General features: G+C 73.2%; 16 protein-coding genes and 1 pseudogene. 12 read left to right on the top strand and 5 right to left on the bottom strand.

Translation table 11 applies throughout. The annotated features are described in order from the left end of the window. Both UWG_RS0120370 and UWG_RS0120365 read right to left on the bottom strand, forming a co-directional pair. Positions 1 to 2,022, bottom strand: a complete 2,022-nt coding sequence (locus tag UWG_RS0120370) for an oxidoreductase (protein WP_016909053.1) — start codon at positions 2,020 to 2,022, stop codon at positions 1 to 3. Between the two features lie 177 nt (positions 2,023 to 2,199). Continuing rightward, complete coding sequence (locus UWG_RS0120365) at positions 2,200 to 3,420, bottom strand: FUSC family protein (RefSeq protein ID WP_016909052.1); 1,221 nt, start codon at positions 3,418 to 3,420, stop codon at positions 2,200 to 2,202. 158 nt (positions 3,421 to 3,578) lie between these two features. Between UWG_RS0120365 and UWG_RS33785 the strand changes: the two are divergent. From UWG_RS33785 to UWG_RS0120345, 4 genes and pseudogenes are all read left to right on the top strand, one after another. Continuing rightward, positions 3,579 to 4,261, top strand: a pseudogene (locus UWG_RS33785) (SAM-dependent methyltransferase). 410 nt (positions 4,262 to 4,671) lie between these two features. Then, positions 4,672 to 5,031, top strand: coding sequence for a hypothetical protein (locus tag UWG_RS0120355; RefSeq protein ID WP_016909050.1), 360 nt, complete (start codon positions 4,672 to 4,674; stop codon positions 5,029 to 5,031). Between the two features lie 241 nt (positions 5,032 to 5,272). Then, the gene (locus UWG_RS0120350; RefSeq protein WP_016909049.1) at positions 5,273 to 5,893 is read left to right on the top strand and encodes a carbonic anhydrase; all 621 of its coding nucleotides are present in this window, start codon (positions 5,273 to 5,275) and stop codon (positions 5,891 to 5,893) included. 53 nt (positions 5,894 to 5,946) lie between these two features. Beyond that, positions 5,947 to 7,509 carry a SulP family inorganic anion transporter gene (locus UWG_RS0120345; RefSeq protein ID WP_016909048.1) on the top strand — a complete coding sequence of 521 codons (1,563 nt, stop codon included), beginning with the start codon at positions 5,947 to 5,949 and terminating at the stop codon, positions 7,507 to 7,509. Between the two features lie 66 nt (positions 7,510 to 7,575). Here UWG_RS0120345 and UWG_RS0120340 read toward each other — a convergent pair whose 3' ends face one another. Next, positions 7,576 to 7,944 (bottom strand): DUF2255 family protein, encoded by a 369-nt coding sequence (locus tag UWG_RS0120340; RefSeq protein WP_016909047.1) that lies wholly within the window; start codon positions 7,942 to 7,944, stop codon positions 7,576 to 7,578. Between the two features lie 211 nt (positions 7,945 to 8,155). Here UWG_RS0120340 and UWG_RS0120335 point away from each other — a divergent pair, with 211 nt between their 5' ends. The 3 genes from UWG_RS0120335 to UWG_RS0120325 are packed head-to-tail and all read left to right on the top strand — an operon-like array spanning position 8,156 to position 9,894. Continuing rightward, positions 8,156 to 8,740 (top strand): sigma-70 family RNA polymerase sigma factor, encoded by a 585-nt coding sequence (locus tag UWG_RS0120335; RefSeq protein ID WP_016909046.1) that lies wholly within the window; start codon positions 8,156 to 8,158, stop codon positions 8,738 to 8,740. Continuing rightward, positions 8,737 to 9,489, top strand: coding sequence for an anti-sigma factor (locus UWG_RS0120330; RefSeq protein WP_016909045.1), 753 nt, complete (start codon positions 8,737 to 8,739; stop codon positions 9,487 to 9,489). Before UWG_RS0120335 ends, UWG_RS0120330 begins: the two co-directional genes overlap by 4 nt. 18 nt (positions 9,490 to 9,507) lie before the next feature. Beyond that, positions 9,508 to 9,894 (top strand): hypothetical protein, encoded by a 387-nt coding sequence (locus UWG_RS0120325; protein ID WP_016909044.1) that lies wholly within the window; start codon positions 9,508 to 9,510, stop codon positions 9,892 to 9,894. 60 nt (positions 9,895 to 9,954) lie between these two features. Here UWG_RS0120325 and UWG_RS0120320 read toward each other — a convergent pair whose 3' ends face one another. Then, positions 9,955 to 10,491 (bottom strand): NUDIX domain-containing protein, encoded by a 537-nt coding sequence (locus UWG_RS0120320; RefSeq protein WP_016909043.1) that lies wholly within the window; start codon positions 10,489 to 10,491, stop codon positions 9,955 to 9,957. Between the two features lie 446 nt (positions 10,492 to 10,937). Between UWG_RS0120320 and UWG_RS0120315 the strand changes: the two genes are divergently transcribed. The 5 genes from UWG_RS0120315 (at position 10,938) to UWG_RS30585 (ending at position 15,151) form a co-directional block, all read left to right on the top strand. Further along, entirely contained in the window at positions 10,938 to 12,116 is a 1,179-nt protein-coding gene (locus tag UWG_RS0120315; RefSeq protein WP_016909042.1) for a helix-turn-helix domain-containing protein, read from the top strand. Between the two features lie 441 nt (positions 12,117 to 12,557). After that, positions 12,558 to 12,797, top strand: a complete 240-nt coding sequence (locus tag UWG_RS0120310; protein ID WP_016909041.1) for a DUF7848 domain-containing protein — start codon at positions 12,558 to 12,560, stop codon at positions 12,795 to 12,797. A gap of 126 nt (positions 12,798 to 12,923) precedes the next feature. After that, entirely contained in the window at positions 12,924 to 13,055 is a 132-nt protein-coding gene (locus UWG_RS34010) for a hypothetical protein (RefSeq protein WP_016909040.1), read from the top strand. 9 nt (positions 13,056 to 13,064) lie between these two features. After that, a complete protein-coding gene (locus UWG_RS0120300) occupies positions 13,065 to 13,286 on the top strand; it encodes a hypothetical protein (RefSeq protein ID WP_016909039.1) in 222 nt (73 codons plus the stop codon). A 446-nt stretch (positions 13,287 to 13,732) separates the two neighbouring features. After that, positions 13,733 to 15,151 carry an NsdA family TPR-like regulatory protein gene (locus UWG_RS30585; RefSeq protein WP_016909038.1) on the top strand — a complete coding sequence of 473 codons (1,419 nt, stop codon included), beginning with the start codon at positions 13,733 to 13,735 and terminating at the stop codon, positions 15,149 to 15,151. A gap of 223 nt (positions 15,152 to 15,374) precedes the next feature. Here the strand turns inward: UWG_RS30585 and UWG_RS0120290 are convergent, their stop codons facing one another. After that, positions 15,375 to 16,100: a dienelactone hydrolase family protein gene (locus UWG_RS0120290; RefSeq protein ID WP_016909037.1), complete on the bottom strand. Its 726-nt coding sequence runs from the start codon at positions 16,098 to 16,100 to the stop codon at positions 15,375 to 15,377. Positions 16,101 to 16,241: the final 141 nt, after the last annotated feature.

Genomic DNA, 16,241 nt, shown 5'->3' with positions numbered 1-16,241 from the left:
CTAGAGGGCGGCCGCAAGCCGTGTCCCCTGGTCAACGGCGCGCTTGGCGTCGAGTTCGGCGGCGACGTCGGCGCCGCCGATGAGGTGCGGCTCGCCTCCGTCGGCGAGCAGTTCCTCGTAGAGCGCGCGCCGTGGCTCCTGGCCCGTGCAGAGCACGACCGTGTCGACGGGGAGCACCTGCTTCCCGCCGTCGACGCTCAGGTGCAGCCCCTCGTCGTCGATCCGGTGGTAGGCAGCGCCCGCGACCATGGTGACGCCGCGGTGGCGCAGCTCGTTGCGGTGTACCCAGCCCGTCGTCTTCCCGAGCCCGGCGCCGACCTTGCTCGCCTTGCGCTGGATCAGGTGGACTCGCCGCGGCGGCACGGGGCGTACGGGCGCGACGACGCCGCCGCGCGTGCGGTGGCGGGGGTCGACGCCCCAGCGCGCGAAGAAGGCCGCGGGGTCGAGGGCGGCGCCGTCGCCGGGGTCCGTGAGGTACTCGGCGACGTCGAAGCCGATGCCGCCCGCGCCGAGGATCGCCACCCGCTCGCCGACGGGCGCCGCGTCCCTGAGGACGTCGAGGTAGCCGACGACGCTCGGGTGGTCGAGGCCGGGGATCTCCGGACGCCGGGGAGCCACACCGGTGGCGAGGACGATCTCGTCGTGCCCCTCGACCGCGAGCAGTTCGGCGGTGGCGCGGGTGCCGAGGCGCACCTGCACGCCCAACTCGTCGAGCCGGTGGCGGTAGTAGCGGAGAGTCTCGGCGAACTCCTCCTTACCGGGGACGCGTCGGGCGATGTCGAGCTGGCCGCCGATCGCCTCGCCCGCCTCGTAGAGCGTGACCCGGTGCCCGCGCTCGGCCGCGGAGACGGCGCAGGCGAGCCCCGCGGGCCCGGCGCCGACGACGCCTATCCGCTTGCGCAGCCTGGTGGGTGCGAGGACCAGCTCGGTCTCGTGGCAGGCGCGCGGGTTGACGAGGCAGGTGCTCGTGCGCAGCTCGAAGGTGTGGTCGAGGCACGCCTGGTTGCAGCCGATGCAGGTGTTGATCGCCTCGGGGCGTCCGGCCTCGGCCTTGGCGACGAACTCCGGGTCGGCGAGCATCGGCCGGGCCATCGAGACGAGGTCGGCCTTGCCCGAGGCGAGCAACTCCTCCGCCGTCTCAGGGGAGTTGATGCGGTTGCTCGTCACCAGCGGCACGGAGACGGCGCCCATGACGCGCTCGGTCACCCAGGTGTAGGCACCGCGCGGCACCGAGGTGACGATCGTCGGCACGCGCGCCTCGTGCCACCCGATGCCGGTGCTGATGAGCGTCGCGCCCGCCTCCTCGACGGCCCGCGCCAGTTCGACGACCTCCTCGATCGTCGAGCCGCCCGGCACCAGGTCGAGCATGGAGAGCCGGTAGACGAGTAGGAACTCCTCGCCGACGCGCTCCCGTACGCGCCGCACGATCTCCAAGGGGAAGCGCATCCGGTTCTCGTAGGAGCCGCCCCAGCGGTCGGTGCGCCGGTTGGTCGGCGCGGCGACGAACTCGTTGATCAGGTATCCCTCGGAACCCATGATCTCGACGCCGTCGTACCCGGCGAGCTGCGCCAGCTCGGCGCAGCGCACGAACTCCTCGACGGTGCGCTCGACTTCGTCGCCGCTGAGCTCGCGCGGGGTGAAGGGGCTGATCGGCGCCTTGAGGGGGCTCGGTGCCACGAGGTCCTCGTGGAAGGCGTAGCGCCCGGTGTGGAGGATCTGGAGCGCGATGCGGCCCCCGGCCGCGTGGACGGCCTCGGTGACGGTGCGGTGCTCGGCCGCCGCCTCGGGCGTCGTGAGCATCGCGCCGCCGTCGTAAGTGCGTCCGGCCTCGTTCGGCGCGATGCCCCCCGTCACGATGAGTCCGACGCCGCCGCGCGCCCGCTCCGCGTAGAAGGCGGCCATCCGCGCGAAGCCGTCGGGCGCCTCTTCCAGGCCGACGTGCATCGAGCCCATGACGACGCGGTTGGGCAGGGTGAGGTGTCCGAGGTCGAGCGGGCTCAGCAGGTGCGGGTACGCGGTCATTCGGGGCCTCCTCGTCCGGCGCGGCCCGCTCCCTGCGGCCGCATCCGACGATTATGCAACTGCGTGCAAAACGCGCCTGGGGCGGCCCCTCGCCGAGACGCGCACCCGCGCCTCCGCGCGCTCCCGCTCCCTTCGCGCAACGGCCCCGCACCGTGCGGGGCCATGCGGCACACTCGCTCACGCCGCGCGGGGGCCGCGCCGCGGGCGCAGGCGGCCGAGCCGCTCGCGCAGGGCTGCGAGGCGTTCGCTCCTGCTGCGTTGCTCGCGCGAGCTGCGGTCGAGCTCGTCGAGGAGGCGCTGGCTGCGGTTCTCCGGCTGGAGCTCGTCGAGGACGCGGTCGATCTGCGCGAGCAGCACGCCGAAGTGCTGCCACTGCTCCGGGTCCTCCCGCACCTTCGCCAGCAGAAGCTGGGCCACCTTCTCGCGGGTGTCGCGGGCGGCGTCGAGCTCGGAGGAAAGCCGGTCCTCCGCCTCCTCCGCGTTGGCGCTCGTCTGCGCGGTGACCAGCACGGAGAAGCTCACCATCGCGCCGCCTACGTGCGACAGCATCCCCTCCAGGTCCGGCGCGATGCCCTCGGGGATCAGCGGCTCCTCCTCCTCGCGCTCCTGCGCCAGATCGGTGAGCGAGCGCGCGAGGACCCGGACGATCACCGCGCAGATCTCCAGCGTGTCGAGCCCGGTGCGCAGCACCGCGCGGGAGAGCTGGGCCTCCCGCACGCGCGGGTTGAACCGGAGGCTGTCCTCGGCCTGCCGCAGCGAGGAGTCGACCTGGCCGATCTCCTGGTCGATCCGGCGCGCCTCGTCCAACCGGGCCGACGTGCGTGCCACGGGTGTCGGGGTGCCGAGCGCCTCCGCCGTCTCCATCATCAGCCGCCGCATGCGCCGGGCGAGCTCCTCCATCGAGTCGCTGGCGCTCTTCACCCAGACCGGCGGTGCGAGGAAGAGGTTGAAGAGGATGCCGACCGCCGCACCGATCAGGGTGTCGAGCACCCGCACCCAGGCGCCGCTCGTCGATCCCGCGACGCCGAGGATGAGCATCGCGCTGATCGCCACCTCGTTGACGAACTCGTTGACGCGCAGCAGCCGCCCCGCGACGAGCGCCGCGAGGACCACCAGGCCCAGACTCCACCAGTGGAGCCCGACGAGGGCGCTGAAGCCGATCGCGATCAGCACCCCGATGACGACCGCGTTGACGCGCCGGAACCCGAGCTTCAGCGTGGCGAAGAGCGTCACCTGCACCACGAGCAGCGCGGTGAGCGGTGCCGTGATCGGCGCCGGCTCCGGGCTCAACTCGGCCGCGACGGCGTAGGCGCACGTCGCCGCCGCGGTCGCCCGCGCCGTCTGCACGACGACCTGGTTCCGACTCTTCGCGGAGACCTGGCGCCACCCGCGCCGCACCGCTTCCCTGGCGTCACCCACGCAGTGCCCCTTCCCCGCGGCGCTCCGCCACCCGCGGTGCACGCCCCGCTGCCACCTGCGTGGAGTCGAGCCCGCCGGAAACGCCGCGCGCCCGGAGGGCGGTACGTTCACGCGACGGACGGCGACGGCTCCTTCCCATCGGATTCCCCGCGGACGCGGCGGCGAGGTACGACGAGGAGACGGCGGTGGTGTCGGCGCGCGCCGCGGTCGAACCCGCGCTCGCGGTGCTCGCGGGCGGGGGACGGGCCGTGGAGTTCCGCGTCGGGACGGGGCGTTTCGCGCTGCCCCTCGCCGCATGCGGGGTACCGGTGCACGGGAGCGATGGTCGAGCGGCTGCGCGCCGAGCCGGTCGGCGCGGACGTCGGCGTCGCGACCGGGGTGCGGGCGGCGGGGCGGTTGGGCCTCGCCTACCTAGCCCGAAACTCCGCCATCAACCTCACGGCGCGGGATGCGCAGGTCGCCTGCTTCCGGAACGCGGCGGCGCCTCTCGCGACCGTCGGGTGCTTCCTCGTCGAGGTCGGCGTCCCTGCGCTGCGGCGGCTGCCGCCGGGCAGCGTGCCGTGCCCTTCCACGTCTCGGAGGAGGGCTGGTCCTACGACGCCCACGCCACGGCGACGCGGGCGATGACCTCGCACCGCGTCACGGCGGGCGGGGACGGCACAGGGCGATCCCGTCCCGGTACGTCCGGCCGACGGACCCCGACCTCATGGCGCGGCTTGCGGGGATGCGGCTGCGGCACCGGTGGGCGGACTGGTCGCGGGCGCCGTTCACCTCCGAGAGCGAGGGGCACGTGTCGGTCCGGGAGAAGCCGCCGGAGTGAATCCGCCGCTCGGGTAGCGGAGTTCGCGGGCGGCGCCCGGGGTCGCCCGAGCAAAGGGTTGCGTGCCGGCTCGTCCACCGCGTGCGGAAGCCTCGCGGACCGCCGCGGGGGCGCAGGGGCGCACGTCATGCGCATGCGAGAGCGGAGCGCCGCCTTCGTGATCCCATGCGCCCGCGTTCACCCAGAGTTCACAGAGGAATTTGCACATGGCGGTGGGCGAACGGTCAGAATGGAGACCGCTGTCCAAGGCGGCTCCGCCCGCGGGCACTTGTGCCCTGCGCCGGATTCCGCCGGCCCGCCCCGCCTCACCGGCCGCGCGGCCCCGTGCCGCAACTCCGCGAGCGGCGGCGGCCGTTCGCCCCAGCCGACGACGCAACGCCAACCCCACGAGAAGACGAGGAGGCGGTCCCTTGCGGCGCACCAGCACCCCGATCAGGGCGCTGGTCGCCGCTGTCGTCCTCGTCCTCTCCGTGCTCACGGCGGCCGACGTCGCCCAGGCCGGGCAACAGGCCCCCGAACGCGGGGAGATCACCTCCGAGCGCGTGGAGAGCACACTCGCCGAGAGCGCCAAGGCCCCGCCCGGGGAGCGCAGGGCGCGTCCCTCCGCGGGGGTGCAGGCGGCGGCGTTCCAGTCGCTCCAGGTGTGCGCGTGCGCGGTCCGCGCCGAGCTGCGCGGCCGACCCGCCGTCGCCGAGACCGGCCGCGCGGTGGTGCCCGTCACCGAGAGATCGGACGAACTCCCCATCCGCCACCAGGTGTTCCGCTGCTGAGCATGCGGCACGCCGGAGGCGCTGCGCGCTGAAGCCGCCCGTGGCAGGCGCACGCAGCCGCCTCCGAACCGCCCGCACCCGGCACCCACCGGCGCCCGTCCGCGACCCCACCGCGCGAGCGGACCCGGGTCCGGACGCTGCGTGCCCGACGTGCCCCACGAACCCCAAGAGCCAGCGATCTGACCGCCCCTGCGCAGGCACCGGCGCGCCGGACCGCGCTGTGGCGCGACTGGAGGCAACCATGCAGTCCTTCATCCACCACGCCCGCGATCTCCACACCCGCATCTCCGCACACGACGACGAACGCGAGCGCTTCGGCCGACTCGCCGGCGGCCAGGCGCCCGAGGCGCTCTTCATCACCTGCTCGGACTCGCGCGTCGTCCCCTCCCTCATCACCGGTGCCGAGCCCGGCCAGCTCTTCGAACTGCGGACGGCGGGCAACGCCGTTCCTCCGTACGGGACCTCGTCCGAGGTCAGCGGCGAGGCGGCGACGATCGAGTACGCCGTGAGCGTGCTCCGCGTCCCCGACATCGTCGTCTGCGGGCACTCGCACTGCGGCGCCGTGGGCGCCCGCGTCCGCGGCGAGGACCTCGCCGCCGTCCCGGCCGTCGACGGCTGGCTGCGCAGCCAGCTCGCCCCGTCGGCCGAACTCGCGCCCGGGGCGGCCGAGAAGGACGAGCCCGAGGTGAGCGGCGCCGTCCAGCGCCACATCCGCACCCAGCTCGACCGCCTCGCGTCCTACCCGTGCATCCGCAGCCGGATCGACGCGGGCGAGCTGCGGCTGCACGGCTGGTTCTACGCCGTCGACACCGGCCTCGTCCTCGGACACCGGCCCGAGCACGGGGCGTTCCTCCCGCTCTGAGCCCTCCCGTGCCGTACCGCGTACGGCACCATCCACCATCGCAGAGGAACCCCATGCCCAATCCAGCGAAGAAACTCCTCCCCGACCGCGCACGGCGGTCCGTGCGTTCCCCGCGCACGGCCGGCACCCTCCGCGCCGACTTCACCGCCTCCCTCGTGGTCTTCCTCGTCGCGCTGCCGCTCTGCGTCGGCGTGGCGGTCGCCTCCGGCGTCCCCGCCGAACTCGGGCTCGTCACCGGCATCGTCGGCGGGCTCGTCACCGGACTCCTCCCGGGCAGCTCCCTCCAGGTCAGCGGCCCCGCCGCCGGACTGACCGTGCTCGTCTACGAGGCCGTGCAGACGTACGGACTCCCCGCGCTCGGCGTGCTCGTCCTCGCCGCCGGGCTCGTCCAACTCGCCCTCGGCGCCCTCGGGTTCGGGCGCTGGTTCCGTGCCATCTCCGTCTCCGTCGTGCAGGGCATGCTCGCGGGCATCGGCCTCGTGCTGGTGGCGGGGCAGGTCTACGCGCTCGCGGACCGGCCGGCGCCCGGTGAGGGGGTGGCGAAGCTCGCCGGGCTGCCCGGGCTCGTCGCCGACGTCGCCGGTTCGCCGAAGGCGCTCACCGCGCTCGCCGTCGGCGCCTCGACCGTCGCGGTGCTGGTGCTCTGGCCGAAGTGGAAGGCGGGAGCCCGTGCGGTGCCCGCGCCGCTCGCAGCCGTGGCGCTGGCGACGCTCGTCACCGCCCTCGCCGGGCTGCCGATCGAGCGGGTCGAGGTGCAGGGCCTCTTCGAAGCCGTACAGCCGCCGGGATTCGGTGAGTTCGGGCAGCTCGCGGGCGTCGGCATGATCGGGACGGTGCTCGCCTTCACGCTGATCGCCTCGGCCGAGTCCCTCTTCAGCGCGGCGGCGGTCGACCGGCTCCACGACGGGCCGAAGACCGAGTACGACAAGGAGCTGATGGCCCAGGGCGCGGGGAACACCGTCTGCGGTGTGCTCGGCGCGCTGCCGATGACGGCGGTGATCGTCCGCAGCTCGGCCAACGTCGCGGCCGGCGCCAGGACCAAGGCGTCCCGCGTTCTCCACGGCGTGTGGCTGCTCGTCTTCGCCGCGGCCCTGCCGGCCGCGCTCGGCGTCATCCCGCTCGCCGCCCTCGCCGGGGTGCTCGTCCACGCCGGGTGCAAGCTGATCCCGGTGAAGCAGTTCGGCCCGCTCTGGCGGGAGCACCGGGCCGAGGCCGTGGTGCTGGCGGTGACGGCCGTCTCGATCGTGCTCATCGACATGTTCCAGGGCGTCCTGATCGGCTTGCTCCTCGCCGTCGTCAAGACCGCCTGGGAGACCTCCCACGTCCACGTCGACGTCGACGACCAGGGCCCGCAACGGCCCCTGCACGTACGGGTTTCCGGCAACGCGACCTTCCTGCGCCTGCCGAAGCTCCAGGACTCCCTGGAGTCGCTGCCCGCCGACCGCCGCGTCGCGCTGGACCTCGGCGGACTCCGCCACGTCGACCACGCGTGCGGCCTCGCCCTCTCCACCTGGGAGGAGCAGCACAACACCGCGGCCGCACGGTACGCCGCCGAGGAGGAGGACGAAGCAGAGGAGCCGGCCAGAAGGGCGGGTGCAGGAGCCCCGCACGACTGACCCCCGGCCCGCCGCGGCACCGCGATCCGGTGCCGCGGCGGGCACCCCGCCCGACGGGCCCGGGGGTCAGCGGGGTTCGAGGCGGAGGGTCGTCCGCGCCGAGTCGGCGGAGAGCATGTTGTCGACGTACGGGGAGCCGCCGTACTTGCTCCGGTAGGCGTCGTCGACAGCACGCCGCACCTCCTCGTCCGCGACCGGCTCGCAGTGCACGGGCAGCCGCGCGCCGCCCACCCGCACCGCGCCGTCGGGGTTGCGCCGCATCCGCCGGTACCAGCGGCCCTGGGCGCCGCGGAACGACCGGAGGTACGGGACGCCGCCGGCGACCACGGCCCACACGGTCACCGGCGCCCGCTCCGTGCCGTCGTCCCCCGGCGCGACCACCTCGACCTCGCTGCGCTCGGCGAACTCGCGCACCTGCTCCTCGCTCCACACCATCGCTGCCTCCTGCTCGCGATCCGACGGAGGCCATCCTCCGCCCCGGCCCGACGGACCGCGACCGCGCGCACACGTACGGCGCATCCCCACCAATCCGCTGACCGCGCGGCGACGAAGGAGTATGGGATGCCGCCACAGGAGGACTGATGAACGACACCGGAGACCCGGAAGCCCCCGAGCGGGGCGACCCGCGCCGAAGGAGGGCCGCCGCGTGAGGGAGCCCGTCCGCATCGAGGGGGGCGCGACGGGCGCGCCCTCGCTGGAGGAGCTCCTCGCGCGGGTGGCCCAGGGCGACCAGAGCGCTTTCGCCTCCGTGTACGACACGGTCGCGGGGCCCGTCCTCGGTCTTGTCCGCTCGGTGCTGCGCGACCCCGCCCAGTCGGAGGAGGTCGCGCAGGAGGTGCTCGTCGAAGTCTGGCGCCTCGCCGCGCACTTCGACCCGGCGCGGGGCGGCGCGACGAGCTGGGTGATGACGCTCGCGCACCGCCGCGCCGTCGACCGGGTGCGCTCCGCGCAGGCCGCGAGCGACCGGGACGCGCGCGCCGCGCAGCTCGACCGGACGCCCGCGTACGACGAGGTGGTCGAGCAGGTCGAGGCGCGGCTCGAACGTGAGCAGGTGCGGCGCTGCCTCGGCTCGCTCACCGAACTCCAGCGCCAGTCGGTGACGCTCGCGTACTACCGCGGACTCACCTACCGTGAAGTGGCCGAGCTCCTGACGCAGCCGCTCGGCACCGTCAAGACCCGACTGCGCGACGGCCTCATCCGGCTCCGCGACTGCCTGGGGGTGAGCGCGTGAACACCGCCGAACTCCACACGTTGACGGGCGCGTTCGCCGTCGATGCGCTCCCCCAGGACGAGCAGCACCGCTTCGAGGCACACCTCACCGAGTGCACGGCCTGCGCCGCCGAGGTCGCCGAGCTCCGCGCGGCCGCCGCGCGCCTCGGGCTCGCCGTCGCCGAGACCCCTCCGCCCGCGCTGCGCGACCGTGTACTGCGCCGGATCGGAGAGGTCCGCCAGGAGTCCCCGCCGTCGGGGAACAGCCAGCGGGCCGACGAGCGGCGGCCCGGCCGCGCCGCGAAATGGCGCACGTACGCGCTCGCCGCATGCCTCGCCGTCGCCGCGGCGCTCGGCGGTACGGCCGTCTGGCAGCACCAGCAGGCGGACGAGGCCCGCGAGCAGACGCAGCAGGCCCGCCGGCAGACCACGCAACTGGCGGAGTTGCTCGCCTCGCCCGACGCGCGGACGATCAGCGGAGGCGCGCTCCCGGGCGGCGGCTCCGCCACCGCTGTGGTGTCGCAGGACCGCGACCGGGCAGCCCTCCTCGCCTCCGGGATGGCCGAGGCACCGGACGGCAAGGTCTACCAACTCTGGTTCGCCGACGGCGGCACGATGCGCCCGGCCGGATTCGCAGAACCGGGCACCGGCGCCGCCCTGCTCGACGGCCGCGTCGACGGCGCTTCGGGCATGGGCATCACCGTCGAGCCGGACGGAGGCTCCCCGCAGCCGACGAGCGACCCGGTGCTGCTGCTGGAGTTCCCCGCCTGACGAGACACGGAGGCCCGCATGCACGTACGCCTGCTCCGCACGGTCGGCGCGGCAACAGCCGCCTACGGCACCGCCGTCACCCTGTGGCCGGAGCTGCTCGCCCGCCCCTCACGGCTCGTCGACGCCGCAGGCCGGACGCAGGCGCACACCCGCACCGCACTGCGCCCCGTCGGCCTACGGGACGCAGCGAGCGGCGCAGCACTCCTCTGCGCCCCCGAGGGCCCCGCCCTCCGCACCGCCGCCTTCGTGCGCCTCGCCGCCGACTTCGGCGACGCGGCACTCCTCGGGTGCACCCTGCCGCGGGGGGCGCGGGGGGCGCGGGGGAAGGCGGTCGGGGTGTCGGTGGTGTGGGGGGTGCTTTCGTTGGTGGGGGTGAGCAACTGGACGTTGTCCGGGGGGCGTTGACGGGGTGCGTCGGTCGGCGGCCCTGCCCGGTGGGCAGGGTGGCGCGAGGCGAGGGTGTCGCTAGCCGACAAACGGCTCCTGGGAGGTCAGCCCGTGACGGACGCGTTCCATCAGCGCGGGATGCATGGGGTGTTCGCCGAGTCGAGACGGTTCCACCCAGCGCACTTCTGCGGCCTCGTCGGGTTGCGGTTCGATGTTCCCGCCGGTCACCCGGGCGCGCAGGCAGATGTTGATCGGCTGCCGGACTTCGTCGACGCGGTCACCGTGCAGGTAGACGATCACGTGGTCCGGACTGGAGAACACGCCCACGAGGCCGGTGATCTCGACCTCCAGCCCGGTCTCTTCCTTGCACTCCCGAGCCCCGGCCTCTCCGACCGTCTCCCCCTTCTTCACGCCTCCGGTCGGGATGGTCCACAGGTCGTTGTCCACACGTTTGAGCAGAAGCAGCCGCCCGGCCTCGTCGCGCACGAAGACACTCGCTGAGGTCTTGCGGCTCGTGGGACGCGGGGCGTCGGGATCTTGCCAGTGGTCGATCCTGCGGGTGCTTTTGCTCACTACGCCTCCGGTGCTGTGGTGGCGGATCGGGCCGCGGCCCATACCCGCTCGTAGGACTCGACGTAGGTGTTGAATTAGGCGTTCGCGGCGGGCGGCTGCGACGCGGTAACGGGTATCCGGGTAGGGAATTGATTCGCTGCTGCTCCAGCGCTGGTGCTGAGAGCATGCCCCGGAACGGTGCATGGCACGGCGTTGGGGGCCATTGACTGCCTGACCGGTATGGCACTTGACGACGCTCGGCGGCCGACGGATGTCGGAACGTGCCCTGCCATCCTGGTCAGAAGCGTGGAGGGAACGACTCTCGGGCCTGTAGCGACGGCACGGAGGAGATCGTCAACGCTCCGGAGAGGACGAGCAACCAGACGCTGTCCGCGAGATGTTGAGGGGCCGCGTCGAGCGGCTGTCGGCCCTGTACGACAAGAGCGCGCACTACGCGCCAGCCGACACCACGGCGTACCGTTCTGAGTGTCGAGGAACGGAGCACCGGCATGCCCGAGCACACCGACACGCACATCGGCGAGCGCATGCGCGAAATCCGCAAGCGCCGAGGCATGACACAACGTGAACTCGCCACGTCTTCGGGCGTCTCCCTGTCTCTGGTGAGGAAGCTTGAGCAGGGCGAGTACACCGACACCCGCATGGAGACCGCGCGGCGCTTCGCCCACGCCCTCCGCGTACCCACCGGCCGTCTCCTGCGCCGCGACGCCGACCCGGCGGATTCCGCCACCGCCGACCGCTGGGCCCTCGTCCGCGCCGCACTGCTCGCGCCCCCGGCGGACCGGCTCGACGAGGAGCCGACGACGGCCGGCGTAGCCGCCGGACTCTCCGATGCGGAGCCTCTGTTCGAAGCGCTGGACCTCCTCGGACTGGCCGCGCTCCTCCCGCCGCTCCTTCGCGACGCCGATGCCCTCACCGGCACCGACTCCCGCACTCGCGACCTACAGGGGCGTGTGCTCCGACTTGCCGCCTGGCTTCTCACCCAGACCCGCCAGTACGAAGCCGCCGCCCTTGCGATCGACCGCGCGCTCGACGTCTCCGCAGACCGTCTCGACGCGACGGCGACGGTCAACACGCACTGCTGGCTCCTGCTGCGCACGGGACGCCTCGCCGAGGCACGCGCCCTCGCCACACGATGGGCCGACGACACCGAGCCGCGCATGTCGCGCGCCACGCCCGCCGAACTCGCCGGGTGGGGCTGGATGTTGCTGCGCACGGCGGGAGCCGCCGTGCGGGACAACCGGCCGGGCGAGGCCGCCGACGCGCTGCGCCTCGCGCGGTCGGCCGCCGTCGCGGTCGGTCACGAAGAGATCGCGGGGGCGGACAGACTGCGCACGTTCGGTCCGACGACGGTTGCCCAACACCGCATCGAGCACGCGTCCGTCGTCGACCGCCCCGATCAAGTCCTCACGCTCGCGGCTCACATGCCGCACGGCACGATCACCGGTAGCAACCGAGGACGGCACCTCCTGGACGTGGCGAACGCCCACGCCCGCATGCGCCACTACGGCGACGCCATCGAGGTACTGCACCGTGCCCGCAGCGAACAGCCCGCATGGTTTCCGCACCAGCGCTACGCGCGGGACATCCTGGGACACGTCATCGGGCGCCGCCGGACCCTCACAGCGGACATGCGCACCCTCGCTGACGCGGTCGGCATGCCTGCTTAGTTGCGGCATATGGCACTTCCGTTGCGGAGCCAACGGGAGTGCCATACCGCCCATGCCCCGGCGTACTTAAAGTGTGACTCTCAGTAACCTTCACATGCTGGAGGTACCCGTGCCGCTCATGCGCAGAACCCCACAGGATCGCGCTCGCCGAGTCCGCATTGCAGACGCCGCAGCCGGTATCGCACCCGCCGCCACCCCTTGGATGCCGGACGGAACACGACACACCGGCAGCCTGTACTGGCTGCTCCCCGCTGAACTGGCCGCAGCATGGCGCCCTCTCCGCGTGCCCGCAGCTCGCACGACACGAGCCGCCGAGGTGGCTTGCTCCGAGGGCATAGGCGAGCAGCCCTGACACGTCCGGCCCCGCGCCTCCGCGGACCAGCGACGTTCCTGCTCCGCGCACTCCCTGTCCCGCTACCTGCCTTCCCGGGGTGATCCTGCATGTCCCACACTGTCTTCCGTCTGCGCCGATACGCGATCGTTCGCGATGAGGAGCCCGATGCCGAGCCGCACTCGTACGCGATGGAGTGCGCCGTCTGCTCAGAGACCGGCCCGCCGAGCACCGACGCCGACGTGGCCCACGACTGGGTACCCGCCCATCTCCGCGCGCACGCCGCGCACTTGACCTACCGCGAGCACGTCACCCGCCCGTACCGCGCCATCCCGGGACGGTGGCTATGACCCGGCCCGCGCACGCCGCCCGGCGCCGCATCGGAGCGTGGGCGGGCCCACTCCTCCTCTTTTCGATCACCGCGGGCATCGGCTTCGTGCTGTGCGCCGCCTGGCTCACTCGCTGGGGAGCATGACGTGCTCAAGAAACGACACCCGCAGCCGCAGCCGCAGCCGCAGCCGCAGCCGCGGGAGCGACCCTGCCGGCACCGCACCCTGACCCCCGACGGCAAGCGCTGTGCCGACTGCCACGCCAAGATCTACCTCTAGGAATCCACCATGATCCGCACCGGCTGGTACGAACTCTCCGGCGGACTCGGCCCGTTCGACCTGCAACGCGGCGACCGCGTCCTGCACGGTGGACGTTGGGTCACCGTCGTCGATCTCTACGCTCCTGGCAGTTCGGGACACGGCCGGGTGCTCCACTTGGACGACGGCCGCCTCCACCTTCTCCGCCCCCTCGAACGCGTCCGCACCTACCGCCGCTCACCCCGCGGTTGAGACCCCGCTCGGGTCCGGTGCTCCGTCCCGGGTCCGAGCGGATGCCTAACTCATTGGTGGTTGTTCGCGCGGACGCGGTGTTCCTCGTAAGTCGTGTTGTTTCAGTGTCGGTTGAAGAGACCGCCCGTGTCGCCGTGAGGACTCCCTCTTTCGAAGGCGGCGACGATCGCAGCACGGGGTGAGGAACTCGCGCAGTAGCGGGTCATCCTGCGGGCGCAGCAGGACCGGGCGCCGTTCACCTCGCGGCGGCATACCCACGGCAGCAGAGGCGCGCGCGGCGGCGTCAGCCGGTGTGCGTCGGCGGAGGGCGGCGAAACCGGCGGCGCGGTCCCGGCGCGGGCCCCGGCGAAACCCCGGCGAATTCTCCGGCGCCATTCCCGCTCTGCTGCATGCGCCATAGGCTCGAAAGTTCGGTGGCATGGCGCGGGTGCGAGGGAAGGGCCGGGATGGGACAGGCGCGGCAGCCCAAGCAGCGCAATGTGCTCCTGGAACACTTCATGGAGCGCGCGGAGCTGTCCGACGGCGTCCTCGCGCAGGAGGTGGCCACGCGGGGGCGGGCCGCAGGGCACCGGCAGATCAACCCCGACGAGAGCCGGGTGCGGCGCTGGCGAGGCGGGGAGCGGCCCCGGCCGCCCGTGCCGCAGTTGATCGCGGACGTGCTCGGCGCCCGGCTCGCCCTGCCGCTCACCCCCGCGGACATGGGCCTGCCCGGCCCGCAGCAACCTCCCGGCCACGGCGCTGACCTGCCGTGGCAGCACGCCGCCAGCATCGCCGCCATCGCTCGCCTCACCCGGAGTGATCTGATGCTGCCGCACACCCGCACCAGCGACGACACCACCCAGATTCAGACCGCCGAAGCCCTGCTGGAACCGCTACGCCGCTGGCCCTCGGCGAAACCCGCCTCCCTGCCGGACAAGCCCCGCGGCCGGAAGCTGGGCAGCGCGCAGGTGGAGGCCGTCGAACAGCTCACCGCCGCCTTCCGGGACAGCGACAACCGGCACGGTGGCCTGCTCTCCCGCCGCGCGGTCGTGGCGCAGATGGCCGAGACCAACGAGCTGCTGGAAACCTCCACCTACACCGAGGCCACCGGGCGGCGTCTCTTCCGCGCCGTCGCCGACCTGGGCAGCGTCGCCGGATGGATGTCTTTCGATGTGGGCCGCCACACCAGCGCACAGCGCCTGTTCGTCGCCGCGGTACATGCGGCCAGCGAAGGCGGGGACCGGCAGCTCGGCGCGCACATCCTTCAGTGCATGGCCCGGCAGATGTCCCACCTGGGGCACGTCGAGGACGCGCTCGAACTGGTCGCCCTGGCCCAGTACGGGGCGCGCCGCAGCGTCGGCCCCGGCACGCGCGCCGTCCTCGCCTCCCTCCAGGCCCGCTTCAGCGCCATGTGCGGGGAGCTGGAGGAGAGCCAGCGCGCGGCCGGGGAAGCCGAAGACGCCTTCACCCGCATCGTGCCGGGCGAAGAGCCGCTGCACACGGCGTTCTTCGACGAGGCGGAGATGTCGGCCACCCTCGGCATCGCCCACCAGATCGCCGCCAAACAGGTCACCGGCCGGCAGCGCACCGAGCGCGCCGAGCAGTCCCTGGCCATGCTGGCCAACGCGCTGCGGCTGCGCCCCTCCGAGCGCGTACGGTCCAAGGCGTTCGACCACATCGGCCTCGCCCGCACCCACCTGGCCGTTGGCGAACTCGCCGGGGCCTGCCAGGAGGCCACCACCGCGCTCACCATCGCCGAGGGCCTGCACAGCACCCGCGTCGCCGACCGGCTCAGTGAGCTGTACGAGGAAACTGAGCCGCACACCACCAGCAACGACGTCAGTAGCCTGCGCGAGCGCCTAGAGCACGCGGTCACCGCGAAATGACGCACGTGCGGGTCCGCCTCGCACCGACTGCCCGCTGCGCGTCGGTCCTTCCTGGCGTCGGGACTCGAGGAGCACCCGTTACGCATCCTTCGGTCGATCCAGCGACACTCCTGCTTCGCCGGACCGGCCGAAGAGGGCGTGGACAGCCGGATCTTGGGCACGCGTAGTCAGCGTCCTGCGCCGACGAAGCGGCGGGACCGCATGCGCCAGTGGAATGACCGGATCACTCCGTCACGGGCAGGCACTCGGCGAGCAGGTCGACGACGTCGTGCCAGGCTCGCTGCGCATGCCGTGGGTGGTATCCGACGCCGGTGGGTGCGGGGTGGTCGACCGGCGGGTGGTGGAAGGCGTGCAAGGCGCCGCCGTGGACCACTAGGCGCCAGTCGACGCCCGCGGCCTGCATCTCGGCGGTGAAGGCGTCCCGTTGCGCGGGCGGCATGATCGGGTCTTCCGAACCGACCCCGGCCCACACCGGGCAGCGGATGCGCGCCGCCTCGCCCGGCCGGCCCGTGGTCAGTCCGTTGACGGTCGCGATCGCGCGCAGGTTGACGCCGTCGCGCCCGAGTTCCAGCCCGATCGCGCCGCCGGTGCCGTAGCCGACGGCGGCGATCCGGTCGGGGTCGCTCCGCGGTTCGGCGCGCAGCACGTCGAGCGCCGCGCGGCCGATGTCCCGCATCCGGTCGGGGTCGTCGAGCAGCGGCAGACAGCGGGCCAGCATCTCCTCGGGATCGTCCAGATAGCGCCCGCCGTGGAGGTCGAAGGCCAGCGCCACGTACCCGAGTTCGGCAAGGGCGTCGGCCCGACGGCGTTCGACGTCGCTGAGCCCCATGCCTTCCGGCCCGAGCAGCACTGCGGGCCTGCGGTCGATACCTGCCGGGAGTGCAAGGTGCCCCGTCATCGACAGAGCGTCGGCCGGGTACTCGATCGTGCGCGTGGTAACCGTCGTCATGAGATCGGACGGTAGTGGGCGTCGGGCACGGTCGGGACGGGGTTCACCGCCGGCGGAACAGCGCGGGTGCCCCTCTGCCCGCGTCAAGAAGAGAACCGCACCCGCGCGAGCCGACCTTCGGAGGCGATCCGGCGGCTCACG

It is taken from the genome of Streptomyces xiaopingdaonensis (genome assembly GCF_000262345.1).
Classification (GTDB): Bacteria; Actinomycetota; Actinomycetes; order Streptomycetales; family Streptomycetaceae; genus Streptomyces; species Streptomyces xiaopingdaonensis.
The sequence above is the reverse complement of the archived record's forward strand: the minus strand, read 5'-3'. Positions and strand labels throughout refer to the sequence as shown.

Coding starts and splice junctions, on each gene's coding strand:
- UWG_RS0120370 (WP_016909053.1), bottom strand. CDS start 2,022: ATGACCGCGTACCCGCACCTGCTGAGCCCGCTCGACCTCGGACACCTC.
- UWG_RS0120300 (WP_016909039.1), top strand. CDS start 13,065: ATGATCCGCACCGGCTGGTACGAACTCTCCGGCGGACTCGGCCCGTTC.
- UWG_RS0120290 (WP_016909037.1), bottom strand. CDS start 16,100: ATGACGACGGTTACCACGCGCACGATCGAGTACCCGGCCGACGCTCTG.
- UWG_RS0120345 (WP_016909048.1), top strand. CDS start 5,947: ATGCCCAATCCAGCGAAGAAACTCCTCCCCGACCGCGCACGGCGGTCC.
- UWG_RS0120350 (WP_016909049.1), top strand. CDS start 5,273: ATGCAGTCCTTCATCCACCACGCCCGCGATCTCCACACCCGCATCTCC.
- UWG_RS0120320 (WP_016909043.1), bottom strand. CDS start 10,491: ATGGGCCGCGGCCCGATCCGCCACCACAGCACCGGAGGCGTAGTGAGC.
- UWG_RS30585 (WP_016909038.1), top strand. CDS start 13,733: ATGGGACAGGCGCGGCAGCCCAAGCAGCGCAATGTGCTCCTGGAACAC.
- UWG_RS0120340 (WP_016909047.1), bottom strand. CDS start 7,944: ATGGTGTGGAGCGAGGAGCAGGTGCGCGAGTTCGCCGAGCGCAGCGAG.
- UWG_RS0120325 (WP_016909044.1), top strand. CDS start 9,508: ATGCACGTACGCCTGCTCCGCACGGTCGGCGCGGCAACAGCCGCCTAC.
- UWG_RS0120315 (WP_016909042.1), top strand. CDS start 10,938: ATGCCCGAGCACACCGACACGCACATCGGCGAGCGCATGCGCGAAATC.
- UWG_RS0120310 (WP_016909041.1), top strand. CDS start 12,558: ATGTCCCACACTGTCTTCCGTCTGCGCCGATACGCGATCGTTCGCGAT.